The 24,467-nt window shown below is 69.0% G+C and carries 27 protein-coding genes and 1 tRNA gene; 5 read left to right on the forward strand and 23 right to left on the reverse strand.

The window, feature by feature from the left end:
* Positions 1–100: 100 nt before the first annotated feature.
* Together Z052_RS04295 and Z052_RS04300 are read right to left on the reverse strand one after the other, a co-directional pair.
* Positions 101–550, reverse strand: coding sequence for an Lrp/AsnC family transcriptional regulator (locus tag Z052_RS04295; RefSeq protein ID WP_006113217.1), 450 nt, complete (start codon positions 548–550; stop codon positions 101–103).
* 54 nt (positions 551–604) lie between these two features.
* Positions 605–1,369 (reverse strand): phosphopantothenate/pantothenate synthetase, encoded by a 765-nt coding sequence (locus tag Z052_RS04300; protein WP_094520942.1) that lies wholly within the window; start codon positions 1,367–1,369, stop codon positions 605–607.
* A 112-nt stretch (positions 1,370–1,481) separates the two neighbouring features.
* Here Z052_RS04300 and Z052_RS04305 point away from each other — a divergent pair, with 112 nt between their 5' ends.
* Entirely contained in the window at positions 1,482–1,718 is a 237-nt protein-coding gene (locus tag Z052_RS04305; RefSeq protein WP_049930038.1) for a hypothetical protein, read from the forward strand.
* 57 nt (positions 1,719–1,775) lie between these two features.
* On the opposite strand, the gene Z052_RS04310 is transcribed toward Z052_RS04305, so the two are convergent.
* The 17 genes from Z052_RS04310 to Z052_RS04390 form a co-directional block, all read right to left on the reverse strand.
* Positions 1,776–3,476, reverse strand: a complete 1,701-nt coding sequence (locus Z052_RS04310) for a methylmalonyl-CoA mutase (RefSeq protein ID WP_094495029.1) — start codon at positions 3,474–3,476, stop codon at positions 1,776–1,778.
* 77 nt (positions 3,477–3,553) lie between these two features.
* Positions 3,554–4,402, reverse strand: coding sequence for a universal stress protein (locus Z052_RS04315; RefSeq protein ID WP_099288856.1), 849 nt, complete (start codon positions 4,400–4,402; stop codon positions 3,554–3,556).
* A 55-nt stretch (positions 4,403–4,457) separates the two neighbouring features.
* A complete protein-coding gene (locus tag Z052_RS04320; protein WP_094520941.1) occupies positions 4,458–4,898 on the reverse strand; it encodes a universal stress protein in 441 nt (146 codons plus the stop codon).
* A gap of 63 nt (positions 4,899–4,961) precedes the next feature.
* Positions 4,962–6,530, reverse strand: coding sequence for a TrkH family potassium uptake protein (locus Z052_RS04325; protein ID WP_094520940.1), 1,569 nt, complete (start codon positions 6,528–6,530; stop codon positions 4,962–4,964).
* Between the two features lie 78 nt (positions 6,531–6,608).
* Positions 6,609–8,111 (reverse strand): TrkH family potassium uptake protein, encoded by a 1,503-nt coding sequence (locus Z052_RS04330; RefSeq protein WP_049930048.1) that lies wholly within the window; start codon positions 8,109–8,111, stop codon positions 6,609–6,611.
* A 10-nt stretch (positions 8,112–8,121) separates the two neighbouring features.
* Positions 8,122–9,459 carry a Trk system potassium transporter TrkA gene (gene trkA / locus Z052_RS04335; RefSeq protein WP_094520939.1) on the reverse strand — a complete coding sequence of 446 codons (1,338 nt, stop codon included), beginning with the start codon at positions 9,457–9,459 and terminating at the stop codon, positions 8,122–8,124.
* A gap of 159 nt (positions 9,460–9,618) precedes the next feature.
* Entirely contained in the window at positions 9,619–10,512 is an 894-nt protein-coding gene (locus Z052_RS04340; protein ID WP_049930051.1) for a mechanosensitive ion channel family protein, read from the reverse strand.
* Positions 10,512–10,757 (reverse strand): YhbY family RNA-binding protein, encoded by a 246-nt coding sequence (locus Z052_RS04345; RefSeq protein ID WP_049930052.1) that lies wholly within the window; start codon positions 10,755–10,757, stop codon positions 10,512–10,514. Before Z052_RS04345 ends, Z052_RS04340 begins: the two co-directional genes overlap by 1 nt.
* A gap of 79 nt (positions 10,758–10,836) precedes the next feature.
* Positions 10,837–11,283, reverse strand: a complete 447-nt coding sequence (locus Z052_RS04350; protein ID WP_049930053.1) for an SHOCT domain-containing protein — start codon at positions 11,281–11,283, stop codon at positions 10,837–10,839.
* 61 nt (positions 11,284–11,344) lie between these two features.
* Positions 11,345–11,851 carry a DUF5797 family protein gene (locus tag Z052_RS04355; RefSeq protein WP_094520938.1) on the reverse strand — a complete coding sequence of 169 codons (507 nt, stop codon included), beginning with the start codon at positions 11,849–11,851 and terminating at the stop codon, positions 11,345–11,347.
* Positions 11,848–13,152 carry an Asp-tRNA(Asn)/Glu-tRNA(Gln) amidotransferase subunit GatA gene (gatA, locus tag Z052_RS04360; RefSeq protein WP_049930055.1) on the reverse strand — a complete coding sequence of 435 codons (1,305 nt, stop codon included), beginning with the start codon at positions 13,150–13,152 and terminating at the stop codon, positions 11,848–11,850. The genes Z052_RS04355 and gatA overlap by 4 nt, the downstream gene beginning before the upstream one ends.
* Positions 13,153–13,488, reverse strand: coding sequence for an Asp-tRNA(Asn)/Glu-tRNA(Gln) amidotransferase subunit GatC (gene gatC, locus Z052_RS04365; RefSeq protein WP_086216470.1), 336 nt, complete (start codon positions 13,486–13,488; stop codon positions 13,153–13,155).
* Between the two features lie 70 nt (positions 13,489–13,558).
* A complete protein-coding gene (locus Z052_RS04370; protein ID WP_049930057.1) occupies positions 13,559–14,002 on the reverse strand; it encodes a DUF5788 family protein in 444 nt (147 codons plus the stop codon).
* 52 nt (positions 14,003–14,054) lie between these two features.
* Complete coding sequence (locus tag Z052_RS04375) at positions 14,055–14,570, reverse strand: universal stress protein (RefSeq protein ID WP_094520937.1); 516 nt, start codon at positions 14,568–14,570, stop codon at positions 14,055–14,057.
* Between the two features lie 198 nt (positions 14,571–14,768).
* Entirely contained in the window at positions 14,769–15,923 is a 1,155-nt protein-coding gene (locus tag Z052_RS04380; RefSeq protein ID WP_049930061.1) for a pyridoxal phosphate-dependent aminotransferase, read from the reverse strand.
* 27 nt (positions 15,924–15,950) lie between these two features.
* Positions 15,951–16,355, reverse strand: coding sequence for a 6,7-dimethyl-8-ribityllumazine synthase (gene ribH, locus Z052_RS04385; protein WP_049930063.1), 405 nt, complete (start codon positions 16,353–16,355; stop codon positions 15,951–15,953).
* Between the two features lie 108 nt (positions 16,356–16,463).
* The gene (locus Z052_RS04390) at positions 16,464–16,772 is read right to left on the reverse strand and encodes a hypothetical protein (RefSeq protein WP_049930064.1); all 309 of its coding nucleotides are present in this window, start codon (positions 16,770–16,772) and stop codon (positions 16,464–16,466) included.
* A 164-nt stretch (positions 16,773–16,936) separates the two neighbouring features.
* Here Z052_RS04390 and msrA point away from each other — a divergent pair, with 164 nt between their 5' ends.
* The 3 genes from msrA to Z052_RS04405 all read left to right on the forward strand — a co-directional run bounded on the left by msrA (position 16,937) and on the right by Z052_RS04405 (position 19,403).
* Positions 16,937–17,476: a peptide-methionine (S)-S-oxide reductase MsrA gene (gene msrA / locus Z052_RS04395; RefSeq protein ID WP_049930066.1), complete on the forward strand. Its 540-nt coding sequence runs from the start codon at positions 16,937–16,939 to the stop codon at positions 17,474–17,476.
* A 160-nt stretch (positions 17,477–17,636) separates the two neighbouring features.
* Positions 17,637–18,221: a type IV pilin gene (locus Z052_RS04400; RefSeq protein ID WP_094520936.1), complete on the forward strand. Its 585-nt coding sequence runs from the start codon at positions 17,637–17,639 to the stop codon at positions 18,219–18,221.
* A 501-nt stretch (positions 18,222–18,722) separates the two neighbouring features.
* On the forward strand, positions 18,723–19,403 hold the full coding sequence (locus tag Z052_RS04405) for a metallophosphoesterase (RefSeq protein ID WP_094520935.1): 681 nt from the start codon (positions 18,723–18,725) through the stop codon (positions 19,401–19,403).
* Position 19,404: 1 nt separating this feature from the next.
* Here Z052_RS04405 and Z052_RS04410 read toward each other — a convergent pair whose 3' ends face one another.
* Positions 19,405–21,624 (reverse strand): prolyl oligopeptidase family protein, encoded by a 2,220-nt coding sequence (locus Z052_RS04410; RefSeq protein WP_099288857.1) that lies wholly within the window; start codon positions 21,622–21,624, stop codon positions 19,405–19,407.
* Between the two features lie 143 nt (positions 21,625–21,767).
* Positions 21,768–22,085: a hypothetical protein gene (locus Z052_RS04415; RefSeq protein ID WP_049933489.1), complete on the reverse strand. Its 318-nt coding sequence runs from the start codon at positions 22,083–22,085 to the stop codon at positions 21,768–21,770.
* A gap of 207 nt (positions 22,086–22,292) precedes the next feature.
* Here Z052_RS04415 and Z052_RS04420 point away from each other — a divergent pair, with 207 nt between their 5' ends.
* Positions 22,293–23,372: an NAD(P)/FAD-dependent oxidoreductase gene (locus tag Z052_RS04420; protein WP_094520933.1), complete on the forward strand. Its 1,080-nt coding sequence runs from the start codon at positions 22,293–22,295 to the stop codon at positions 23,370–23,372.
* Positions 23,373–23,552: 180 nt separating this feature from the next.
* On the opposite strand, the gene Z052_RS04425 is transcribed toward Z052_RS04420, so the two are convergent.
* Positions 23,553–24,065 (reverse strand): GrpB family protein, encoded by a 513-nt coding sequence (locus Z052_RS04425; protein ID WP_094520932.1) that lies wholly within the window; start codon positions 24,063–24,065, stop codon positions 23,553–23,555.
* A 281-nt stretch (positions 24,066–24,346) separates the two neighbouring features.
* Positions 24,347–24,417 (reverse strand) — tRNA-Gly (locus tag Z052_RS04430).
* Positions 24,418–24,467 lie beyond the last annotated feature (50 nt).

Consider the following 24,467-nt stretch of genomic DNA (forward strand, 5'->3'; position numbering starts at 1 on the left):
TGAGCGTTCCGGTCCCGGACGGCCGGAGGCCGGCGCGAACGGGCGACCGGAGGCCGACACGACCGAGCGGTCCCGACGACTGTCCCCGCCCCGGGTCGAGTTATAACGGCGGTCCGGGCTGCTCGTAGTCGGTGCCGAGGATCACCATCGTCTGCGAGCGCGAGAATCCCTCGGTCTCCGCGATCCGCTCGAACATCAGCTCCCGGAGCCGGTCGGTGTCGGCCGCGACGACGCGGAGGATGACGTCCCACTCGCCGGTGGTGAGGTGTATCTCGCGCACGCCGTCGATTCCCCGGAGCCGTTCGAGCGCGTCCTCCTCGCGGCCCTGTTCGACTCGCAGGCCGACGAAGGCGCCGACGCCGTGACCGACCGCCTTCGGATCGATGTCGGCGTGATACCCGCGGATGACGCCCGCCTCTTCGAGGCGGCTGACCCGGTCGTGGACGGTGGCGCTAGACATGTCGATCCGGCGTGCGACCTCCGAGAACGGGGTCCGCGCGTCCTCCTGGAGGATCCGCAGGATCGCCCGGTCCGTCTCGTCGAGTTCCATACTCCCGCTAGGAGCGGCGGAGGCTTTTGCCTTCCGGCGAGGGTTGTGCCCGGACTACGCCCCGTCCCCGTCGGCGAACGACCCCTCGCGGATCGCCGCCTCGGCGGCGTCGAGGGCCGCGTCCGCGTCGAACTCGTCGGCGATCCGCTCCAGTTCGGCTGGCGTCGCGTCCGCGAGGTCGCGCGCGTGAGCGGCGACGTTCGGCACCGCGCGCAGCAGGTTGTCGATTATCGGCACGTCGGCGGTCTGCGGCGAGCGGCTTCCCGGATTGAGATCGATCACGATCTCCGTCTTTCCCATCGCGTCGAGCGCGGCGGCGCGGTCGCCGTCCTCCAGCGGGACCACGACGGCGTCGGCCGACTCGATCCCGTCGGCGTCGACGACGCCGCGGGCGTGGTCGAGCCCGGGGATCTCGCCGTCGCCGGCGAGCCCCTTCACCTCGTCGGCGCCGTGCTCCCGGAGGTGGTCAGCGATCCGCCGGACGCGCTCGTCGGTGTGGTTGAACAGGTTCACCTCCAAGTCCGCGTCGACCGCCTCCGCGAGGTCGACCGTCTCCGCCGGCGCGAGCGCCGCGACGTTCCCGTTCACCGAGATGACGGGCCGCTCCGCGAGCAGGAGCGTCGCGGCAGCGGCGCGCGCGGCCGCGTCGGCGCTCGGGAGCGTGCGCTCGCCGAGGAGGTAGTCGAACGCCTCGCCGCGCCCCTGCGCGATCAGCCCCTGCTTCGAGGTGATCCCTTGCTCGACGCCCGCCTCGATCCGGTGGCGCGTCACGAGCGACGCGTACCGCGGGTGGTCCTCGGGGATCTCCGTCTCCGTCATACGCGAGCGAGGCGACGCGCCGATTAAAGTGGACCGTTCGCGGCCGTCGCGTGCGGTCGGCGCGTCCACACGCACAACTGTTAACATAAACCACGGCGTAGCTCGGGACGGGATGGACCGCACTGGCAAGTACACTGTCGTCGACGCGTGCAACGACCACGGAGCGATCACGCTCCGCGAGTACCCGCGCAACGGGACGCTGTACGTCGTCGAGTACGACGACCCCGACGTGGAGGCCGAGCTGTCCGCGCTCGACGCCGGCTCGGTCGTCGAACTCGACCTCAGGCGGGCGGGCCGCCGGGGCAACGCGTGGTGCGCGGAGTCCGCGCGACCGGTCGAGACGGCGTAGCGAGCGACCGGTCGGGACGGCGCAGCGCAGTCGGTCCGACTCCCTCGGTTTTTCGCGTCAGGCGACGCCGATCCGCTCGCGGTACGTGCCGTGTTCCTCCTCGAACACCGCCATGATCTCGCCCATCGTCGCGTACGCCTTCACCGCCGCGACGATCTCGGGCATGGCGTTCTCCCCGGCCTCGACGGCGTCGCGGAGGTCGTCGAGCGCGCTCTCGACCGCGTCGTCGTCGCGTTCGGCCTTCACCGATTCGAGCCGATCGAGCTGTCGCTCGCGGGTGGTCTCGTCGACCTTCAGCAGGTCCGGCCGCGTGTCCTCGTCGATCTCGTAGGCGTTGACGCCGACGACCGTCTCGTCACCCTCGTCGACGCGCTCCTGGTACTCGTAGGCCGACTCCTGGATCTCGCGGTGGAAGTACCCCTGCTCGATCCCCCGGAGGACGCCGTCGCGTACGGAGCCGTCGCCCATCTCTTTGATCTCCTCGATGTACTCCATCGCTGCCGCCTCCGTCTCGTCGGTGAGCGACTCGACCGCGAACGAGCCCCCGAGCGGGTCGACGATGTCGGCCGCGCCGGACTCCTCGGCGATGATCTGCTGGGTCCGGAGCGCGACGCGGACCGCCTGCTCGGAGGGGAGCGCGAGCGCCTCGTCGAAGGAGTTGGTGTGGAGGCTCTGCGTGCCGCCCAGCACGCCCGCGAGCGCCTGGATCGTGACGCGCGCGACGTTGTTGAGCGGCTGTTGGGCCGTCAGCGACTGCCCGGCGGTCTGGGTGTGGAACTTCAGCTGTTTCGACGCCTCGGCCTCGGCGCCGTACCACTCATCCATCACCGTCGCGTAGATCCGGCGCGCCGCGCGGAACTTCGCGACCTCCTCGAAGAGGGAGTTGTGCGAGTTGAAAAAGAAGGAGAGCTGAGGGGCGAACTCGTCGACGTCGAGCCCGCGGTCGAGGCACGCCTCGACGTAGGCGAAGCCGTCGGCGAGGGTGAAGGCGAGCTCCTGGACCGCGGTCGACCCCGCCTCGCGGATGTGGTACCCCGACACCGAGATGGGTTTGAACTTCGGCGTCTCCGCGACGGCGAACTCGATCGTGTCCGTCACCAGCTCGAGCGACGGCGCCGGCGGGACCACCCACTCCTTCTGCGCGATGAACTCCTTGAGCATGTCGTTCTGGAGGGTCCCCCGGAGCTTCTCGCGCGGGACTCCGCGCTGGTCGGCGAGCGCGACGTACATCGCGTAGATTACCGGGGCGCTCGGGTTGATAGTAAACGAGGTGGACACCTCCGCGAGGTCGATGCCGTCGAACAGCACCTCCATGTCGCGGAGCGTGTCGACCGCGACGCCCTCCTTGCCCACCTCGCCGAGCGACATCTTGTCGTCGGAGTCGATCCCCATCAGCGAGGGCATGTCGAACGCGGTCGAGAGCCCGGTCTGCCCCTCGTCTATCAGGTAGTGGAACCGCTCGTTCGTCTCCTCCGCGGTGCCGAACCCCGCGAACTGCCGCATCGTCCACGTGCGCCCGCGGTACATCGTCGGGTAGACCCCGCGGGTGTACGGCGGCTCGCCCGGGAAGCCGAGGTCCTCCTCGTAGTCGAGGTCGGCGACGTCGTCGGGCGTGTAGATGCGGTCGACCTCGCGGTTCGACACGGTCGCGAACCGCTCGCTCCGCTCCCCGTGGCGGTCGAGCGTCGGGTCGAGCGTTTCCGCCTCCCACGACGCCTTCGCCTCGCGGATCTGGGAGAGCTCCTCGTCGTCGTACATACCGCCCGTTACCCGCCGGTCGCGTATAAATATTCATTATATTTTGGAAAGCGGCGGCGGTCCGAAGCGGGGGCGCCTCAGCGCCCGCCGATCAGCCGCTCCTGAAGCGAGCGCGAGGAGGGGCGTTCGGCGAGCAGCACCGACGTGTCGAGCCGCTGAATCGCCGCGGACGCGAGCGACCCGCGGACGACGCGCGAGAGGAGCCCACGCTCCGTGGCGCCGACGACCACGAGGTCGTACCCCTCGCCGATCCGCTCGATCGTCGCCCCGATGTCGGCCGTCTCGACCCGCAGGTCGACGTCCCCGAGTCCGTGGCCGTCAGCCCAGTCGGTGAGGAACTCGCGGCCCGACGCCGCCTCGCCCTCGTCGACGACGTGGAGCAGCGACACCTCCGCGCCGCTGACGTCCCGGAGCGCCAGCGCGACCTCGGCGGAGAGGTCCGAGGACGGACCCCCCGCGGTCGACACGAGGACCTCCCCGGCGTCGAGCCGCTGCCCGTCCAAGACGAGGAAGTCACAGGGGAGGTCGCGGGCAAGCTCGTCCAGGGACCCCTCGGCGCGCCCGCCGGCGAACCGCGCCCCGCCGTAGCCCATCACGACGGCGTCCGCGTCGTTCGTCCGCGCGGCGTCGAACACCTCCTCTATCCCGCGGTGCGAGAGGACCGTCTTCGTCTCGACCGGCGCGTCGAACGCCGCGGCGTCGTCGACGGCCGCGGCGAGCAGGTCCGCGGAGGACCGGTCGAGCCGCTCCCGGTTCGCGGCGGCCGTCTCCAGCGACGTCTGGTCCGGGACGGTGACGACGTGGACCGCGAGCAGGCGGCCGCCCCTATGCTCGGCCAGGGCGCCGGCGAGCGCGACGAGCGCGCCCTCCGTCCGCGGGTTCGAGAGCGCGACCATGACCGCCGGGCCGTCGTCGCTCGGCGTCATCGATCGGATCCCTCTCACCGCTCGGGCCGCCCGAGAGCACGCGGGCGACGACGACTCATTCGTCCGCCTCGGCGCGGGGGAGCGCGACCACCGGGACCGGTGCGTCGGTCACGAGTTCGGTCGATATGTCGCCCGAGAGGAGCTGTACGATCCGGTTCCCGCCGCGCGACCGGTAGGCGATCGCGCTCGCGTCCGTCTCGACGGCGGCGTCGAAGATCGCTTCGGCCACGTCCCGAGCGTACGCGGTGTGTTCGTCGGCGTCGGGGAACACCGTTCGGACCGCGGCGTACGACTCGGCCGCGAGCGCCTCCGACTGCTCGACGGGCGTCTTGTCCGGGACTCCTCCCCCTTTTTCGACGACGTGGAGCGCGGTCACGCGCCCGGTCTCGTACGGTTCGAGCGCCCGCGCCGTCGCCAGCGCGTCGTCCTCGTTCGCGACGGGGAGGAGCACGTGAGCGAGCAGGTCTTGGCCACCGGCGTCGTCGGGACTCGTCATACGAACACCACTCTCCCCGTCGGTTATGAAGATACGCTCTCGCCACCGGGTCGAGAGGGCGCCCTACCGTCCGTCGACCCCGGAGATGAACACCGCGAGCACCGGGACGATCTCCAGCCGGCCGATCCACATCAGGAACACCATCAGCAGCTTCGACGTGTCCGGGAAAAAGAGGTAGCTCCCGAACGGCCCGAGCCGGCCGAACCCCGGGCCGATGTTCCCGATCGTGGCGAGCGAGGCGCTGAACGACTCCAGCGCGGTGAGCTGCGTGCCGACTCGCGCGGCGTCCAGCGCGATAAACACCGCCGAGACGGCGAGCAACACCAAATAAAGGAGCGTGAACGCCATGATGCCACGGATCGCGTCCTCGTCGACGACGCTCCCGCTGAGCCGGACGGGCTGGACGACGTCTGGGTGTGCCGACGTGAACAGCTCGCGGCGGATCGCCTTCGCGACGATCAGCCACCGGACGATCTTGATCCCGCCGCCCGTCGAGCCGGCAGAGCCGCCGATGAACATCGTGAACAGCAGCAACACCTGCGCGTGCGTGTCCCACTGCGCGAAGTCCGAGGTGGCGAACCCGGTGGAGTTCAGCAGCGAGCCGATCTGGAACGCCGCCTGCCGGAGGGCGTTCTCCGTGACGCTCTCCGTGGCGCCCCCGATTTCCAAGACCGGCGCGGCGCCGCGGAACAGGAGGACGGCGAGCAGGGCGGTGACAACGGCGAGCGCACCGGCGTACGTCCGGAACTCCGCGTTCTCCAGCAGCGTGTCGACCTCGCCGCGAAGCACATGCCAGAACAGCGCGAAATTGACCCCGGCGACGACCATGAACGGGATCACGACCCACTGGACGGCCGCCGAGAAGTAGCCGATGCTCTCGGCCTGCGGCGAGAACCCCCCGGTCGGGAGGGTGGAGAACCCGTGCGCGACGGCGTTGTAGAGGTTCATGTTCGGCGCCATCCCGACGAGATGGAGCACGTACAGGAGGGCCGCGAGCAACACCGTGAAGCCGAAGTAGATCAGCCAGAGCGCGCGCGCCGTCTCCGCGATCTTCGGGGTGAGCTTCTGGAGTTCAGGGCCGGGCGCCTCCGAGTCCATCAGCTGTGCGCCGTTGACCGCGACCTCCGGGAGGATGGCGATCATCAGGACGATGATCCCCATCCCGCCCAGCCACTGCGTGAGCTGCCGCCACATGAGGAGCGCGTGGGAGTGCTGGTCGGTACTGATCTCGCCGAGGACGGTCGCGCCCGTGGTGGTGAACCCGCTCATCGATTCGAACAGGGCGTTGACGACCGACCCCGTTAGCGCGCCGACCGAGCCGGTCTGGAGCCCGACGGTCGACGCGGTGCCGTAGCCGGCGAGGAGGTACGGAACCGTACCGATAACCGCCGCCGCGAGCCACGCGAGCGAGACGAAAAGCAGCGCCTCGCGAGGGCCGAGATCCGGGTCGGGGTCGACCCGCTCGACCGCGAACCCGACGCCCGCGACGAGCGCCATGGAGACCAGAAATACCCAGATGTCTTCGCCGTACGCGAGCGCCACCACCAGAGGAACAAGCAGCGTGACGGCGAGGTACTTGATGCCGACGCCGAGAAGCCCGACACTCGCCTTCCAGTTGACGCCCCAAGACATGATACTCGAACGGTATGGCGGTCGCCCGTTCGCTGTATTAAACTGTCGAAGGGGGGACGACGGGAGAGCCGCCTTGACTCAGGAGGTCCAGAACGCCTTCGTGAACAACACGAGGACCGGGATGATCTCGATCCGGCCGATCCACATCAGGACGATCATCACGGCCCGCGTACTCAGCGGGAACGTCGCGAACGTCCCGTACGGGCCCGCGTCGCCGAACGCCGGGCCGATATTGAGGAACGTGGTCGCCGCGGCCCCGAGCGCCTCGAACTCGGTCACGCGCAGGTTCGCCCGCTCGGCGTCGACGACGATGACCACGGCGAGCAGGAAGAAGATCACGATGCTCAAGAGGAGGTACGCGTAGATGTCGCGGATCGCGCCCTCGTCGACCGGCTCCCCCGATATCCGGACCGGGCGAACGGACTCCGGGTGGATCGCGGTGAAGAGGTCCCGGCGGAACGACTTCAGCGCGACCAGCCACCGCAGCGACTTGATCGAGCAGGTGGTCGACCCGACCATCCCGCCGACGAACATCCCCATGAACAGCATGTGCTTCGCAGCGGGCGCCCACAGCACGTAGTCGGTGCTGGCGTACCCGGTCGTCGTCACGATGGACGCGACGTTGAACACTGCGTGGCGGATCGTCGCCTCGGCGCCGAAGGTGACGCTCGGATCGAGGAACAGCGCGCCCCCGACGATCGACGCGAACGTCGCCATCGCGCCGAGGTAGAAGTGAAACTCCTCGTTTCGCAGCAGGCGCATCGGCTCGCCGTTGATGGCGAAGTAGATGAGGACGAAACTGGTCGAGCCGATCACCATGAACGGGACGACCGCCCACTGGATCAGCGGGTGGAACGCGCCGACCGAGAGCGGCTCCGGCGAGAAGCCGGCGGTCGCGACGGACGTGAACGCGTGCGCGACCGCGTTGTACAGGTCCATCCGCGGGTCGACGGCGAGCCCGAGCAGGAAGTACACCGCGATCGCGAGGCCGGTGAGCCCGAAGTAGATCCCCCAGATGAGCTGTGCGGTCCGCGATATCTTCGGCGTGAGCTTGTTGACGTCTTGCGTCTGTGACTCCGACTCCATCAGCTGTGCCCCGCCGACGCCGATCTCGGAGAGCACCGCGGTCGCCAGGATCAGGATTCCGAGGCCGCCGAGCCATTGGATCACCTGCCGCCACATCATGACGGACCGCGAGTGGAGCGAGAAGTCGCGCAGCACCGTCGCGCCCGTCGTGGTGAGTCCGCTCATCGACTCGAACAGCGCGTTCACCGGGTGCGCGACCGTGCCGACGCCCGCGACGACGAAGGGGATCGCGCCGACGGCGGCGACGAGGAACCAGATCAGCGCCACCGCGAGGAACGCCTCCCGCGGGCCGAGGTCTCCCTCGGGGTCCCGTACCGACCGGAACGCCGCACCGATCGCGAGCGAGACGGCGATCGCCGCGAGGAACGGCACGGGCGACTCGCCGTAGTAGAGGGCTATCAGCAGCGGAAACGCGAGCGGAACCGGGAGGGCGGCGAGGACGTCGCCGGTGAGTCCCACGCTCGCCCGCCAGCCGACGCGGATCGTGGTACTCACGTGGAGGCGGTCACGCCATCGAGGCGATCTGTCCGACCGAGTCGGACTCCACGAGGAGTATCACGTGGTCACCGGCCTGAAGTACGGTGTCCCCGCGCGGGGTGACCAGCTGGTGGTTGCGCGTGATCGCGCCGATAACGAACCGCGCGTCGCTCTCCGCGACGATGTCCGATATCGGTCGTCCCGTGAGCCCGCACCCCTCGGTGAGTTCGAGTTCGAGGACCTCCGCCTGGTCGTTTTCCAACACCGCGATGTTCTCCGCGACGCTCTCGTAGGTGAACCGGGTGATCTCCTCGGCGGTGACCGTCCGGGGATTGATCGCGATGTCGATGCCGATCTCCTCGAAGACGGTGACGTAGTCGGGGCTGTCGACGACGGCGATCACGCGGTCGACGCCGAGGCGCTTGGCGAGCACGGAGATGAGCAGGTTCTTCTCGTCGGAGCCGAGCGCCGTGACGACGATATCGGCCTCGTCGACGTGTTCGCGGGAGAGGAACTCGGTGTCGGTGGGGTCGTGTTCCATCACGACGGTGTCCGGGAGGTTCTCGGCGAGCCACCGCGCGCGGTCGGCGTCGCGCTCGATCAGCCGCGGCGTGAAGTCCCGCTCCTCCAGCAGCCGGGCGGTCTGATACCCGATCTCGCTGCCGCCGACGACGACGATCTCGTCGGCGTCGTCCGGCGTCGCCTCGGGCGCGATGTCGGTCGCGAACGACTGAACGCTCTCGGGGCTTCCGACCACCACCGCGCGGTCGCCGACGACGATGTCCGTGTCGCCGCGGGGGATCGTCATCTCGCCGTCGCGGAACAGCCCGACGAAGGTGAGCGACTCGAACCGGTCGGCCTCCGAGACGGTCTGTCCAGCGACGGGGCTCCCCTCGCCGATCTCGAACTCCGCCATCTGGACGAGCCCGCCGGCGAACGGGTCGACGTCGATCGCCGCCGGGAGCCCGATGACGCGGACGATGTTCTCCGCGGTCAACAGGTCCGTACACACCATGAAGTCGACGCCGAACGCGCCCTCGCTGCCCTGCCAGGTGCGGAGGAACTCGGTGCTTTTCACGCGGGCGATGGTGAACCCGTCGCCGAACGTCTTCGCGGCCCCGCACGCGACGAGGTTCGTCTGGTCGTCGTCGGTACACGCGATGACCATGTCCGCGCGGTCGACGTCGGCGGCCGACTGGATCTCAGAGGACGTCCCGTCCCCGGCGATGGTGAGCACGTCAAGCTCGTACTTGAGCTGTTCCGCCCGGTCCGGATCGACGTCGACGACGACGACCTCGTGGTCCGACGCGAGACTCGCGGCGATGCTCGTCCCGACCTCGCCGGCCCCGATGACGACCACGTACATGGACCAACCCAGAGACCCGACCTTGAAGTTCGTTACTATCGGTGCTCGGGCGTACTCAGCGCGCCAGCGACGGGGAAGACGCCGCCAGACGGTTCGAGGCGCCGCCCTGCCGGGTGACGCCGCTCCACCGAGCGGGAGTTCTCCGCCGCGGCCGCCGCTTCAATCGTCTCCGCCGAACGACGAGGGATCCGTCCACTCGTTGCGTCCCGAGACGGTGCGCTGGGGGAACGGGATCGAGATGCCCGCCTCGTCGAAGCGCGCCTTGACGGCCTTCACGTAGTCGGCGCGCGCCTTCACGAAGTCCGCCCGCGAGGGGTCGTCGATCCAGATCCGCGACTGGAGGCCGACGTACGAGTCGGCCAGTTCGGTCAGCCGGACCGACGGCGCGGGGTCTTCGAGGATCGCGTCGCTCCTCTCGGCCTCCTCGACGATGATGTCCGTCGCCTTCTCCACGTCGTCCTCGTAGTCGATCCCGAAGACGAACTTCAGCCGCAGTGTCTTCTTCGCGACCGGGTTCTTCACCACGTCGCTCGTCAGCGCGTGGTTCGGCACCGTAAGCAGTTCGTTGTCGAAGGTGCGCACGCGGGTGACCCGGAAAGAGATGTCCTCGACGACCCCCGAGTTGCCGTTCCACTCGATCCAGTCGCCGATGCGGAACGGCTTGTCCGTGTAGATGAACACGCCCGCGACGAAGTTCTTGATCACGTCCTGGAGCGCGAAGCCGATCGCGAGCGTCGCCGCCGCCGCGATCGTCGCGAGCGAGCGCAGGAACCCTTGGTAGCCCGCCGCGCCGAACGCGACCGTGACGCCGGCGAACAGGACGAGGAACGCCACGATCTTCTGGAGCGGGCGCCGGGCGTGCTCGTCGAGCCCCTGTCGGTCGAACACCCGGCGGACGAGCGGCTTGACGGCCGCCTTGTACAGGACGTACGTCGCGGTGACGACGGCGAGGAAGATCGCGGCGTCGACGACAATGTCGGCCAGCGGACCGAGGTACGGCTCCAGCGTCCCCGCGACCGCGACGACTCCGGACGCGCCCGCGGGGGCGCCCATCAGTGGAGCACCGCCGTGTTGCCGCGCGTCTCGATCAGGTCGGCGCCGACCGCCTCGGCGAGCTCGTCGGCGAGTTCGTCGGTCGACGTGCCGCCGCGGGCCGCCCGAAGGAACTTCACCTTCACCAGCTTCCGGTCGTCGAGCTGGTCGGCAAGCTCGTCGACGACCGCGTCGACGCCGCTCTTCCCGACCCAGACGGTCACGTCGAGGTCGTGCGCCTCCTTCCGCAGTTCGTGGTCGCTCATACGCGGTCGAGTCGGCCGCGCGCATTGAAGCTTGAGGTTCGGTCGCGCCGGTCGCGTCGGAGCGGCGCGGCGCCCCGCGTCACCGTTCCCGCTCGGCTTCGCGTTCCGGAGCCGCGGCGCGGTTCCGCTCCGCCCACTCGGCGGCGTCCTCCGGCGTCTCGGTCTCCAGTAGGCGATCGAGCTTCCGCTCGAACTGCTCGTCGGTGAGGTCACCGTTCGCGTACCGGGTCCGCAGGCGTTCGAGAGCGTCCGTGGTGTCGCCGGCCGCCTCGCCGCGCTCCGCCGTCTCTCCGCGTTCGACGGGGGCCGACTCGGCCTCGGGCTCGACAGCGAGCGAGTCCTCCGCTTCCTCGTCGAACAACATCGAGACGACCGGAATGATCACGATGTACCCGAACAGCATGAACCCGAGCCACCAGTCGAACCCGGCTAGGAGGGCGCCGAGCCACGTGCCGGTGACCACCGTCGCGGCGATGCTGCTCGCGTTGCGGCGAAACCGCTCGCGGGGAGTGGCGGCGTCGCTCATTGGGAGGACGGTTTCCGTGCCGGTACAAAATCGTATCGGCACTCGGTCGGCCGACGGGCGCCTACTCCTCGACCTCGACCGTGATCTCGTCGCGCGCGACCGCCAGCCGGAACGTCGGCACGGTGCGGTAAACCACCTCGACGACGTTCTTGCGCTCCAGACTGCGGAGCGCCCGCCGCACCGCGTCCACCTCGGGATCGGCGTCGAACGCCTCGCGGAGCGCGTTGAGCACGCTCACGACGGACTGCGAGCGCTCGTCCGGTCCGGCGAGCACCTCGGTGACCTGCGACTCCAGCTCGGAGACGCGGATCGTCTCCGGGACCGCGCCGCGCGCGACCGCGTCGGGCTCGACCCCGGGCTCGACGTCGACGAGGTCGTTCGCCTCCGCCGTCGCGCGGATCAGGCTGTCGTCGTCGCGGTAGTAGTACTCCTTCAGGTGGTTCTCGAGGTAGCCGTGGACCTCGCTGCCGCTCTCCATCTCCCAGGCGTCCTGGAGCTCGCCGTTCTTCGTCGGCTGGAGGCGGACCACGTCCGCCAGTCGGTCCCGCTCCTCGTCCGTGAGGCTCATCTGTCTTCGACCGCGCTCGCGGCGCGGACGATGGTCTCCTCGCCGAACTTCGGCCCGACGAGCTGGAGCCCGACCGGGAGCCCGTCGGCCTCGCCGGCGGGGACCGAGATCGCTGGGAGGTTCGCGAGGTTGGCCGGCGTCGTGTTCGCGTCGGCGAGGTACATCCGCAGCGGGTCGTCGAGGCTCTCGCCTAGTTCGAAGGGGAGGACCGGCATGGTCGGCGAGGCGATGACATCTACCTCGTCGAACGCCGCCTCGAAGTCCTGCCGGACCCACGCGCGGGCGTCCTGCGCCTTCTCGTAGTACTTGTCGTGATACCCGGCCGAGAGCGCGTACGTGCCGAGGAGGATCCGGCGCTTGACCTCCGCCCCGAACCCCTCCTCGCGCGTCTCCGCGAACGACTCGTTCCAGTTGCCGTCGGCGCCGCTCCGGTGGCCGTACCGGACCCCGTCGAAGCGCGCGAGGTTCGAGGACGCCTCCGCCATCGCGATCACGTAGTACGCCTGGACCGCGTGCTCGACGGACGGCAGGGAGATGTCGGTCGTCTCCGCGCCCTGCGCTTCGAGGTCCGCGATCGCGGCCTCGACCGTCTCGACGACGCGCTCGTCGGCGCCCTCGAACAGCTCCGTGGGGACGCCGATCGTCAGCCCCGCCACGTCGCCGTCCGCGGCCGCGGCGTAGCTCGCGTCCGGGTCCGCGCCCTCGACCTCGCGCAGGTCGCGGGTCGTCCCGTCGTGGGGGTCGTCGCCGGCGATGACGTCGAGCGCTGCGGCGGCCTCTTCGACGGTGCCCGCGATCGGCCCGATCTGTTCGAGCGAGTTCGCGTACGCGATGAGCCCGTACCGGGAGACGAGCCCGTACGTCGGCTTGATCCCGACGACGCCGCAGAACGCGGCCGGACAGCGCACCGAGCCGCCGGTGTCGGAGCCGAGCGCGACGTCCGCCTCGCCCGCCGCGACCGCGGCCGCGGAGCCGCCCGAGGAGCCGCCCGGGACGCGGTCGGTGTCGACCGGGTTCCGGGTGGGGCCGAACGCCGAGGTCTCGGTCGTCGTCCCCATCCCGAACTCGTCCATGTTCGTCTTCCCGACGACCGTCGCGCCCGCGTCGGTCAGCCGGTCGACCACGGTCGCGGAGTAGGGCGGGACGTAGTCGGCGAGCATCTCCGAGCCGCAGGTCGTCCGGACCCCCTCGGTGGAGATGTTGTCCTTCACTGCCACGGTCGCGTCCGCAAGGGGACCGTCCGCGTCCGCGTCGCCCTCGATCCGCTCCTCCGTCACGAAGGCGTTGATGTCGGCCGCCATCTACGACACCTTCGGGCCGACGAAGAAGCCGTCTTCCGTCTCCTCGGCGTTCGCGAGCGCCTCCTCCTGCGAGAGGCCGTCGCGGACCTCGTCGGGGCGCATCACGTTGACGAGGTCCTCCTCGCGTTCGGTCTCGGGGACCTCGTCGAGCGCCTCGAAGTACTCTAAGATGTCGCCGAACTGCGCCGCGAACTCGTCGACCTCGTCGTCGGCGAGCCGGACGCGCGCCAGGTCGGCGACGTGACGGACCTCCTCGGCGTCGACGGCGGCCGCGGCGTCGTCGCCCCCGTCGGGGGACTCCCCCGCGTCATCCGTCGACTCGGACGTATCGCTCATACGAGCAGGTGTCCCGGACCGGGAGTAAGGGTTTCGGAACGTCGCATCGGACGCCCGCCGAGGCCCGCGATCACCGGACCTCGTCGACGAAGGCGAGCCAGCGCTCGTGGCCGTCCAGCGTCGCGGAGCGGTGCGCGTCGGCGAAGTCGGGGTGGCGGATCGTCTCCAATGCGTTCAGCGCCCGGTCGATCCCGACGACCTCGTCCGCGAGCCGTTCGGCGGTCTCACGGTCGAGCGGGGGGTCATCGGGGGTGTCGCCCGCGTTGGTTTCGGCGCCTTCGCCTCGCAGCCGGGCCATCCGACGCTCGCGCTCGGCGCGGAGCGTCGACTTCACCGACGACACCTTGCGCTCGACCTCCGGCGGGACCGTGTCGACGGCGCGCGTCTCCACGATGAACTCGGAGAGGTCGACCGCGGTGCCGTCGATGGTGACCTCGTCCGGGACCGACGCGCCGACCGTCGCGCTCTGGCTGGTGACCCGGTCGAGTATCGCCTCTCGCTCGGCCTCGTCCATGCGGTCCCGTTGCGGGGCGCCGGGAAAATGTGCTGCGGTGACGGAGCGACCGTCACTCGCCGTCCGATTCGTCCGCCCGGATCGTCACGACGGGCGCGTCCGCCAGCCGTACGACTTTCTCTGTGACGCTCCCCAGCAGGTAGCGCTCGACGCCGGTGCGGCCGTGGGTCCCCATCACGATGAGGTCGGCGTCGTGGTCGTCGGCGTACTGGAGGATCGCCGAGTGAGGGGTCCCCATCTCGACGGCCGTCGTCATGTCGATGTCGTCCGGTGACTCCGCCGCGGCCCCGACGAGCTCTCTCGCGTGAGCGGTGAGCTCGGCCTCGACCTCGTCGGCGTCGACGTCCTCGTGTCTGCCGATGTAGCCCGTCTCCGGCGAGACCCCGCTCATCGCCTGGCTGTCTTCGTGGACGAACGCCCCGCTTACGCCGAGGCCGCCCTCGCGGGTGTCGACGACGTGGACCACGTGGACCGTCGCGTCGAACGCCGACGCGAGTTCGCTCACGTGTGCCGCCGCCGCTTCCGAGCCGGCGCTTCCGTCCGTCGGGAACAGTATGTTGTCGTACATCGTACCACCGAGTTGAAACTTCGCGGAGCAGCGGTAAAAACGCACCGCAGATTCGCGCTACTGGGGGATGCGGCCGCTCAGCTGGAGAATTCAGCGACGACGCACTGACGAAAAGCGAGGCGATGCGTCGACCGGGAGGGCTCCCGAGAGCGCGGCGGTGTGCCGGCCGCGACGCGCCGGTCCGGAGACCGTCCCCCGCTACAGCAGGTCGTTCGAGACGAGGCGGTCGACCGCCTCGCGCAGGCGCTCTTCGCTCGCGGCGTAGGAGATGCGCGCGTAGCCCGGGGCGTTGAACGCGCTCCCGGGGACGCAGGCGACCGCGGCCTCCTCGATCGCCGCCTCGCACCACGCCTGATCGTCGTCGTCGACGGGGATCATCATGTAGAACGCGCCGTCGCCGACGTCGACGTCGACGCCGTGCTCGTCGAACAGGTCGACGAGGAGGTCGCGGCGGTCGGCGAAGGCGTCGCGCATCTCCTCGACTGCCGCCTCGGTGTTCTCTAAGGCCTCGATCCCGGCGCGCTGGACGAAGTTCGTCGCGCAGGAGACGGAGTGGGAGTGGAGCTTGCCCGCCTCGCCGACGAACTCGTCGGTGGCGTGGAGGTAGCCGAGCCGCCAGCCGGTCATCGAGTACGCCTTCGAGAAGCCGTTGATCGTCACCGTGCGGTCGGCCATCCCGTCGAGGCTCGCGAGCGAGACGTGCTCGGCGTCGTAGACGATGCGCTCGTATATCTCGTCGGAGATGACCGCAACGTCGTGCTCGACGGCGAGGTCGCGAACGCCCTCCATCGCGGCCTCGGAGAACACCGCGCCGGTGGGATTGGACGGGGAGTTGACGACGAGGAGTTCGGTGTCGTCGGAGACCGTCTCGGCGAGCTCGTCGAGCGCGGGCTCCAGCTGGAACCCGTGCGGCGCGAGGTCGACCCGAGAGAGGTCGCCGCCGGCGAGCTTCGCCATCGCCTCGTAGGAGACCCACGCGGGGTCGAGGAGCACGACCTCATCGCCCTCGTCGATCAGCGTCTGGAACGTCTCGTAGAGCGCCTGCTTGCCGCCGGGGGTGACGATCACCTCGTCCGCGTCGGCGTCGATCCCGGTGCCGCGGAGCTTCGCCGCGATCGCCTCCTTGAGTTCGGGCACGCCGTTCGAGGAGGTGTATCCCGTGTGGCCTGCGTCGAGCGCGTCCTTGCCCGCTTCGACGACGTTCTCCGGGGTGTCGAAGTCGGGCTCGCCGACCGAGAGGTCGACGATGTCGGCTCCTTCGGCCTCCTTCTCCGCCGCGAGGTTCGATATCGCCAGCGTCGCGCTGGGCTCTACGCGTCCGATCCGCTCCGAGAAGTCGTATGCGTCGCTCATGTGTCGTGTGTAGTCGGCTCGTGGGTGTCAGTCGAGTTCCTCGGCGAGGTCGATCGCCGCCGCGGCCGCGTCCGCGCCCTTGTCGATCCGCTCGCGCGCCTCCGCGCCGGACATCCCGGGGCCGCTCACGCCGAAGGTGACCGGCGTGTCCCGGTCGAGGCTCACGTCGGTGAGCTTCTCGGCGGTCGCGGTCGCGATGACCCGGTCGTGGTCGGTGTCGCCGGTGACGATGGCGCCGACGACCGCGACCGCGTCGACGTCCTCGCGGCGCGCGAGGCGGTCGGCGGCCAGCGGGCTGTCGTACGCGCCCGGCACGCTCAGTTCGTCGACGACGACGGCGTCGCGGTCGGCCGCCGCCTCGCGGGCGGCCTCGGCCATCGGCTCCGTGACGGAGTCGTTGAACCGCGCCACCACCAGTCCCAGCGAGACCATACCGGGACTGGAGCGGGCGACGGCAAAGGTCTACCGTTCGACCGCAGGGTTGCCGGGCGAACGCGTTCGGCGACGGGGGCGGTCGGAGCCCGACCGCCGGACACGAGGTCACGCGCGTGAGGCGATCGGGTCCCGTCCCGCCCACAGGACGTAGAACCCGTACAGCAGCAGCGACAGGAACCCGACCAGAAGCGAGACGGCGAGGAGGAGCCCGATCGGAGGGGGAAGCGAAACGATCGGTCCCTGTTCGAGTCCGATCACGGCTCGGAGGCCGAACCAGAGGACGAACGCCGGGAGGACGTACCGTTTGGCGCGGTTGGTCCCGGTCACTCGTTCGGCAACCACGATGACGCAGATCCCGACCAGCGGGATGAGCATGGATAGAGCGTTTTCGCCACCACCGAACCACTCGATCATCTGGGGAACATCTCCGCTCGGAGAACTTGGTGCCTCGGTTCGCTGATTCCTCGGACGGGGTCCGGCACATCGTGACCGCGATTCGAGTTAGCTGTGGATCGCCAGCCGGCACACCCGCCGCACGCCGCGGGTCATTAATACGTCTGCGACGCCAACGGGATCCCATGACAGAGACCGAGACGGCGACGGTCGGCGGCGGCTGCTTCTGGTGCGTCGAGGCGGCGTTCAAGCAGCTCGACGGGATCGAAAGCGTCACCTCCGGCTACGCCGGCGGCCACGCGGACGACCCGACCTACCGCGAGGTGTGTACCGGCAACACCGGCCACGCGGAGGTCGTCCAGGTCGAGTACGACGCCGACGCCCTCTCCTACGAGGACATCCTCGAAGTGTTCTTCACGGTCCACGACCCGACGCAACTGAACCGACAGGGCCCGGACGTTGGGAGCCAGTACCGCTCGATCGTGCTCTCTCACGACGACGAGCAGCGGCGGCTCGCGGAGGAGTACGTGGCGGCCCTCGACGAGGAGGGCGGCTACGACGACGAGGTCGTGACCGAGGTCGAACCGCTGGAGACGTTCTACCGCGCCGAGGAGAAACACCAGGACTACTTCGAGAAGAACCCGGCCGACGCCTACTGTACGATGCACGCGCAGCCGAAGGTTGAGAAGGTCCGCGAGCGGTTCCGCGAGAAGGTCAAAGCGTAGGGACCGGTAGGGAACGCCTCCGAGGCCTCATTCATCCGTTGATAAATAGCCGGCTCCGTTGAAATCCTTAATCATTGATAGGATCGGCGTGCGAGATACAGGAGATACATTCAGCAGCAAGTCCGGTAACTGTATTCGCCAGTAGCGCATAGAAATGGCAATGAGCCAGCAGGATCGCGCTGTCACACCCGTTATCTCGACTATTCTTGTGGTGGCAATTGTCGTTATTTTAGCGGCGACAGTCTCTGTGGCCTTCTTGGGGATTACAGAGAATCTTACTGAACCCGCTCCGATTGTCGGAGATACAACTGGTGAACTCATTCCTGGAGGTGGGGAGAATGAGCAAGTTGTCCAGATTACACACGTTGCTGGTGACAGTATTGCTGTTGAGGAGATTGAGATTATTGTTCGAGTATCTGGCTCTGGTAGTGAGTTTCCCAAGGAGGCACGATTAGTCAACCTCCCTAGTGATGGACCCTTTCCACGCTCGATCGACAACGATGATATACAGGGAGATAATTTGGTTGATTCAACAGGTGGACAGTTTACTTCCGAATACAATGGAGATCAAATAATAGTCGTTGACGATTCAAATATATGGTCTCCAAGTGACACGATCCAATTCCGATTAAATAGTGGAGATGAGGGGGTTGATTTTAGCGATGGTGACGCTGACGAACTTGAGGTTGTTATCGTACACAAGCCCTCAAATGCGATTATTTCGGAGCATACGTTCAGGCCATAGATGCTGAATACGCGCTCTGTATTCAGTACGACTCCAAGAACGTATCCCCTGCTGAGGATTTCAACAGACCCAAACGGTCGTTTGCGAATCGGTGGAGAACACCACCGAAGCCCCAGTCGCGAGGCCGCAGTACGCTCGTTGCGCTCCTCGCTCGCTCCGCTCGCTGCGGTGCTTACGTCGCCTACTGCGGCCTCGCGACTGCCCCTTCGAGTCCCATCCGACCGCGACCGCACCGCACCTCACGGCTCCCCAGCCTCGTCACCGGACGATGTCCGGTTGTAAGCGAGAGCGGTGCTCTCGCCCTGTCGGTGGTCCTCCGCTTCGCTTCGGACCACCGACTCCTCGCGCGTGCTCCTCGCAGCCGCCTTCGGCGGCCGCTCGCAGGCACGCGCCACCGCGGATACCTATTAAAATGCCTCCCGAAACCTCACACCCCGGTCACTCGTCTTATGGCCCCTCTCGCCACAACCTATTCCCTCCCGCCATTCGAATCACGTCTCGATGAAGATCGGTCTCATCTCGGACGTTCACGCGAACCTCCCCGCGCTGGAGACGGTCCTCGACGACATGCCGACGGTCGACCGCATCTACTGCGCGGGCGACGTGGTCGGCTACAACCCGTGGCCCGCCGACTGCGTCGAGCGCGTGCGCGATGTCGCGGCCGCGACAGTGCGCGGGAACCACGACCGCACCGTCGAGACCCCCGAGCGCTACCGCGCCAACCGGATGGCGGAGGCGGGGCTCGAACGCGCGAAGGCGTCGCTGTCGGCCGACCAGCGCGACTGGATCGGTGATCTCCCGCGCACGGAGACGTTCGGGGGCGACCGGTACCTGCTCGCCCACTCCCACCCCGCCGCCGAGCGCGAGGACGCCTACGTCTACCCGGACGACTTCCCGACCCTCGACCGGCACATGGGGGAGTACGACGGGATCGTCCTCGGCCACACCCACGTTCAGGGGGTCCGCGAGGTGGCCGGCGGCTTCGTCTGTAACCCGGGCAGCGTCGGCCAGCCCCGCGACGGCGACCCGCGGGCGGGCTACGCGGTCCTCGACACGACGGCCGACGGGGCCGACGCGGTCGAGACGCATCGCGTGGAGTACGACATCGACCGCGTCGCCGAGGCGGTCCGCGAGGCCGACCTGCCGGACCTGACCGCCGAGCGCCTCTACGAGGGGGAGTGAGTCAGGCGCCGTCGGCGGGATCGCCGGCGGCCTCCCCGCCCACGCCGCGATCGTCGCTCCCGACCTTCACGTCCAACCGCTCGTAGAGGAACGCCCACGAGTCGGTCTGCTCGTCGACGACCATCGAGGCGGGCTTGCCGACGCCGTGGCCCGTCTCTGACTTAGTCCGCAGGAGGAAGGGGCCGCCCTCGGCCTCGTGCTGGAGCCGCGCGGTCATCTTCCGGGCGTGCGAGGGGTGGACGCGCGTGTCGCTCGCGGCCGTGGTGAAGTAGACGGGCGGGTAGGTCGCGTCGGGATCGACGTTGTGGTACGGCGAATACTCCTTGAGATACTCGAACGCCTCCGGGTCCTCGGGGTGACCGTACTCCGTCGTCCACGACTCGCCGAGCAGGAACCGGTGGAACCGGAGCATGTCCAGCAGCGGGACCGCGCACTGCGCGGCCGCCCACAGATCCGGGCGCTGGGTGACCACCGCGCCGACCGAGAGCCCTCCGTTCGACCCGCCGGCGACCGCGAGGTGGTCCGCGTCGGTGAGCCCCGACTCGCAGAGCGCCTCGCCCGCCGCGACGAAGTCGTCGAAGGTGTGCTGTTTGTCTTCCAGCATGCCGGCCTCGTGCCAGGGCTCGCCGTACTCGTAGCCGCCGCGGGCGCACACCGCCGCGAACGCGCCGCCGTCGGCGAGGAACGGGAGCCGGAACCGGCCGAACGAGGGCGTGATGCTGTTGCGGAATCCGCCGTAGCCGTACAGCACGGTCGGACGGGGACCCTCAACGTTCACTTCCTCGCGGTAGCAGACGAACACCGGCACCTCGGCGCCGTCCGTCGAGTCGACGAACCGCTGTTCGACGACGAGGTCGTCGGGAACGGGGAGGTCCACCGAGTCGACCTCCGCCGACGCGAGTTCGGGCGCGTCGCCGCCCTCGCCGACCCCGTCGCCTTCGCCCGGCGATTCGTCGGCGAGGTCGAGTTTCCGAACCGCCGGCGGGCGGTCGAAGCCGGTCAGGCCGAAGAACGCCTCGGGCGCGTCGCGGTTCCCGGAGACCCACGTGACAGAGCAGTACGACGGCAGCGAGACGTCTCGGAGGTGCGTCCCGTCGCGGTCGTGGACAGAGAGCCGCGAGTGGGCGTCCCGCTGGCGGTGGACGAGGAGGCGCTCCGGGGTCGGCACGACCGACTGGAGGATCCCCTCGCCGCCGGGGAGGACCTCACGGCACTCCTCGAACGAGAGGTCCCCCTCGCGGAAGCGGTCGACGGAGCAGGCGAGCAGCCGTCGCCGGGGTGCGCCGTGGTCCGTCGAGACGAACGCCGTTCCGTCGTGGAACCGGACGGAGGTCTCGGCGTCGGTGTCGGTCAGGACCGGCCGGAGGTCGCCGTCGACTCGGACGTACCACTCGGTGCCGCCCACCATCTCGGAGAAAGCGACCGCGAGCAGTCCCGAGTCCGGGTCAACGGTCACGCGCGGCCAGACGTGCTGGTCGTCGTGTTCGAGGAGGACCGACTCCGCGTCGGGGCCGTCCGCGAACCGGAACCGGCGGATCTCCTTGTCCATCTGCGCGCCGTCGGCCGCGCCGCCGGTGGCGACGTAGACGAGCCCCTCGTCGTCGGCCGTCCACGCGAGGCTCCCGGCGTTGACGCGGCCGCGGTCGGGGAGGGACGCGATCTGCTCGACGCCCGGGCCGTATCCCTCGGCCTCCGGAGACTCAACTCCGGAGTCGCTCGGATCGGGGACCGACAGGACGCGCACGTCGTAGTTCTCGTCGCCCCCGTCGGTGACGCCGACCGCGACACGCTCGCCGTCGTGGGAGGGGACGTACCACGCCATCGACCGGGGCGGGCGGTCGCCGTCGCGGTTCGCCGCCCACGCGTTCGGGTCGACGAGGACGCGGTCGGTGCCGTCCGGCGCGTCGCGGACGACGAGCCGAGCGTGGTCCGCGCCGGGCTCGCGGACCGTTGCGAAGTACCGGCCCTCGCGAACGCTGATCGGACCGTAGTCGGCCACCTCGACGAGGTCCGCGAAGCGCGGGCGGAGGCGGTCGCGGAGGGCGTCGTCGAGCGCGGCGTCGACGTGGTCGTTCTGGGCGTCGGCCCACTCGCTGACCGCCGCGTCGTCGCCTTCGAGCCACCGGTACGGGTCGTCGACGTCGATCCCGTGGAGCGTCTCCGTGACGACCTCGCGTCTGGTCTCCGGCGGGGACGGCGCCGGAGCGGACTGTCGTGACATACGTTCGCCTGTGGCCGGTGACGCAAAACGGCTGGGGTCGCGGCGGCCGCGCCCGCCGGTTGGCTCACTTCGGGGTCAGCGAGGCGACCGGGCTCAGCGAGGCGACTCCGCCCAACGAAGCGACCCCGCCCACGATCGCGGAGTCACGGCCACAGTCCGGCGACGAACAGGAGGTTTCGGGCGGCGACCGCCAGCGAGAGCGCGCCGACGCCGCCGCACATCAGCGTCGCGACGAACCGCCGCGTCCCGCCGGCGACCGCGACCGGAACGCCGATGACCGCCATCCCGACGGCCTTCGTGAGGAGCATCCCGCCGAGGAGGCCGAACCGGGAGATGAACAGGCGGCCGACCGGCGACCCCTCGACGTACTCGCTCCCGGTGAGCGCGACGTACGTCGTTCCGACGTCGGCGGCCGCCCCGACGATCAGGAGGCCGACGGCGATGGCGAGGCGAGAGGGCACTGACTGGCCAGACGCGGTACGACCTCATAAACGTCCGGACCGCCTTCCCCTCGTCCCGCCTCGGAGTCCTGCGGTCTGACGGCGTCGCTCCGGGCGGCGGCGGGACGCACACTTCGAGTAGCGCGGGACGGTCGCGCCAGCGGTGGCTGGTCGCGGGGCGCGCACACCACGGCGCCATTTAAACCGGCGGAGCGCGTATCACGGGTAATGAGTTCGTCCGACGACGAGTACGAGATCGCGGTGGTCGGCGGCGGGCCGGCGGGGCTGACGACCGCGCTGTACGGTGCCCGCCTGGGGCACGAGACGGTGCTGATCGACCGCGGCGGCGGCCGCGCCGCGATGATGGCCGACACCCACAACGTGATCGGCGTCACAGAGGAAGTGTCCGGGAACGAGCTGCTCGCCACCGGGCGCGAGCAGGTACAGTCGTACGGCGGCACCTTCGAGCGCGGCTTCGTCACCGACGTCGAGCGCACCGACGACGATCGGTTCCGCCTGTCCACGAACGACAGCGAGATCCTCGCGGACCGCGTCGTCCTCGCGACGGGCTTCTCCGACGAGCGCCCGGAGCCGCCGCTCCCGCGGAACGCGAAGGGGCTCCACTGGTGTCTCCACTGTGACGCCTACATGTTCGTCGACGAGCCGGTGTACGTGATGGGTCACGGCGAGGCCGCCGCGCACGTCGCGATGATCATGCTGAACATGACCGACGACGTGGACCTCCTGACGCGCGGCGCGGAGCCGACGTGGAGCGATGAGACCGCGGCGCAGCTGGAGGCGCACCCGGTCGAGGTCGTTCACGACGACATCTCGGGCGTCGAGAACGATCCCGACTCCGGCTGGCTCGAAGCGATGGAGTTCGAGGACGGCACCCGCCGCGAGTACCGGGGTGGGTTCCCGATGTACGGCTCCGACTACAACACCGCGCTCGCCGAGGCGCTCGGCTGCGACCTGACCGACGGCGGCGAGATCGACGTCGACGACCACGGCCGCACCAGCGAGGACGGGGTCTTCGCGGTGGGCGACATCACGCCCGGCCACAATCAGGTGCCCGTCGCGATGGGGCAGGGGGCGAAGGCCGGTATCGCGGTCCATAAGGAGCTCCGCGAATTCCCGCGGTCGACGGAGGATATCGCGCAGGACGGTCCGGTCGACGAGGACGAGGTGCCCGCCATCCCGCCGCACCTCATGGCGACCGCCGTCGCCCACGAGGGGCACGCGGGCGGGCCGCGAGACGAGGCGACCGCCGAGGCCGGCGCGGAGCAGCCCGCGGCAGACGACGACTGAGGCGCCGCGAGGTCGCGACTCCGTCCGCTCGACGCGACCCGTCTCGGACGACGGCGAGGACGAGCCCGCGTCGACACGGCGACCTCTCTGATTCCCGGCCCCGGCCCCGAGGCAGAGGCCGTCGACGGTGACGCGGCGCTAACCCGTCTCTCGCCGACGGCACCTCGACCGCGGACCGCGTCAGTCCCGTCGATCGAGGACGGCTCGCACGAACGCGCCCTTCTCGGCGGTGTACCGCTGTCGGTTCTCGGGATACCGTGCCGCGAGCCGTCGTTTCAACGAGGCGTACCGCTCGGCGAGTTCCGGATCGCTCCGAAGCGCGTCCCTGAACGCGATCTTCTCGTGGTGGAACGCGCTTCCGACTTCGGCGATCGACAGATAGCACGTACGATTCTCTGGCGGTCCCTTCGCGAGGAACACCCGCCCGTCCACCTCATCGGGGCGCCGTTCGTAGCCGTGCGTTTCGAGCGCTGGGACGAGGTCGCTCGCGGTCGTCGATTCGTCGACTACGGCGAGCACGTCGAGTATCGGCTTGGCCGGCATCCCCTCGACCGCGGTACTGCCGATGTGTTCGAACTGACGGACGCGATCACCGACTGCGCTCCGTAACCGAGCCACCTCCGCGTCGTACGCGTCGCTCCACGACTCCCGATACGGCACGACTTCGACGGTCCCCCGTGCGAGTCCGACCACACTCGGGCCTCGTCCTCGCAGTATAAATCCTTTACAGCGTTCTCTTACCTCGTTCGGGGGCTCGCTGAGCGGAACGAATCGACCGTTAAGCGACGAAGTGATTCAGAAAATGTGCCAGCCGGGACTCCCGCGAGCGAGCGGGGGTACGGCCGGCGCACGACCGAAGGGAGTGCGCCGGCCGGGATTTGAACCGAAATCGGACGTGCTCGCTCACTCCGTTCGCTGCGCGCGACTGATAGGGTTCAAACCCGGCGGCGATTTCTCTCACTTCGTTCGAGAAATGCGCCGGCCGGGATTTGAACCCGGGCCATGAGCTTGGAAGGCTCAGGTCCTACCACTAGACCACCGGCGCTCGCGTCGGTCGATGACGCATCTACACGTAGGCGGAACGACTTTCATAAG

This window comes from Halorubrum sp. C191, from assembly GCF_002727095.1.
Lineage (GTDB): Archaea > Halobacteriota > Halobacteria > Halobacteriales > Haloferacaceae > Halorubrum > Halorubrum ezzemoulense.

What these genes read in the sequence shown, in the direction of transcription:
- ribH (WP_049930063.1), bottom strand. Translation starts at nt 16,355, where the DNA reads ATGGTCTCGCTGGGACTGGTGGTGGCGCGGTTCAACGACTCCGTCACG.
- gatA (WP_049930055.1), bottom strand. Translation starts at nt 13,152, where the DNA reads ATGGCGGCCGACATCAACGCCTTCGTGACGGAGGAGCGGATCGAGGGC.
- Z052_RS04350 (WP_049930053.1), bottom strand. Translation starts at nt 11,283, where the DNA reads ATGAGCGACGCCGCCACTCCCCGCGAGCGGTTTCGCCGCAACGCGAGC.
- Z052_RS04340 (WP_049930051.1), bottom strand. Translation starts at nt 10,512, where the DNA reads ATGGGCGCCCCCGCGGGCGCGTCCGGAGTCGTCGCGGTCGCGGGGACG.
- msrA (WP_049930066.1), top strand. Translation starts at nt 16,937, where the DNA reads ATGACAGAGACCGAGACGGCGACGGTCGGCGGCGGCTGCTTCTGGTGC.
- Z052_RS04345 (WP_049930052.1), bottom strand. Translation starts at nt 10,757, where the DNA reads ATGAGCGACCACGAACTGCGGAAGGAGGCGCACGACCTCGACGTGACC.
- Z052_RS04410 (WP_099288857.1), bottom strand. Translation starts at nt 21,624, where the DNA reads ATGTCACGACAGTCCGCTCCGGCGCCGTCCCCGCCGGAGACCAGACGC.
- Z052_RS04325 (WP_094520940.1), bottom strand. Translation starts at nt 6,530, where the DNA reads ATGTCTTGGGGCGTCAACTGGAAGGCGAGTGTCGGGCTTCTCGGCGTC.
- Z052_RS04370 (WP_049930057.1), bottom strand. Translation starts at nt 14,002, where the DNA reads ATGGACGAGGCCGAGCGAGAGGCGATACTCGACCGGGTCACCAGCCAG.
- Z052_RS04295 (WP_006113217.1), bottom strand. Translation starts at nt 550, where the DNA reads ATGGAACTCGACGAGACGGACCGGGCGATCCTGCGGATCCTCCAGGAG.
- Z052_RS04305 (WP_049930038.1), top strand. Translation starts at nt 1,482, where the DNA reads ATGGACCGCACTGGCAAGTACACTGTCGTCGACGCGTGCAACGACCAC.
- Z052_RS04315 (WP_099288856.1), bottom strand. Translation starts at nt 4,402, where the DNA reads ATGACGCCGAGCGACGACGGCCCGGCGGTCATGGTCGCGCTCTCGAAC.
- Z052_RS04355 (WP_094520938.1), bottom strand. Translation starts at nt 11,851, where the DNA reads ATGAGCCTCACGGACGAGGAGCGGGACCGACTGGCGGACGTGGTCCGC.
- Z052_RS04380 (WP_049930061.1), bottom strand. Translation starts at nt 15,923, where the DNA reads ATGAGCGACGCATACGACTTCTCGGAGCGGATCGGACGCGTAGAGCCC.
- Z052_RS04420 (WP_094520933.1), top strand. Translation starts at nt 22,293, where the DNA reads ATGAGTTCGTCCGACGACGAGTACGAGATCGCGGTGGTCGGCGGCGGG.
- Z052_RS04405 (WP_094520935.1), top strand. Translation starts at nt 18,723, where the DNA reads ATGAAGATCGGTCTCATCTCGGACGTTCACGCGAACCTCCCCGCGCTG.
- trkA (WP_094520939.1), bottom strand. Translation starts at nt 9,459, where the DNA reads ATGTACGTGGTCGTCATCGGGGCCGGCGAGGTCGGGACGAGCATCGCC.
- Z052_RS04400 (WP_094520936.1), top strand. Translation starts at nt 17,637, where the DNA reads ATGAGCCAGCAGGATCGCGCTGTCACACCCGTTATCTCGACTATTCTT.
- Z052_RS04375 (WP_094520937.1), bottom strand. Translation starts at nt 14,570, where the DNA reads ATGTACGACAACATACTGTTCCCGACGGACGGAAGCGCCGGCTCGGAA.
- Z052_RS04320 (WP_094520941.1), bottom strand. Translation starts at nt 4,898, where the DNA reads ATGACGAGTCCCGACGACGCCGGTGGCCAAGACCTGCTCGCTCACGTG.
- Z052_RS04300 (WP_094520942.1), bottom strand. Translation starts at nt 1,369, where the DNA reads ATGACGGAGACGGAGATCCCCGAGGACCACCCGCGGTACGCGTCGCTC.
- Z052_RS04390 (WP_049930064.1), bottom strand. Translation starts at nt 16,772, where the DNA reads ATGATCGAGTGGTTCGGTGGTGGCGAAAACGCTCTATCCATGCTCATC.
- gatC (WP_086216470.1), bottom strand. Translation starts at nt 13,488, where the DNA reads ATGAGCGATACGTCCGAGTCGACGGATGACGCGGGGGAGTCCCCCGAC.
- Z052_RS04310 (WP_094495029.1), bottom strand. Translation starts at nt 3,476, where the DNA reads ATGTACGACGACGAGGAGCTCTCCCAGATCCGCGAGGCGAAGGCGTCG.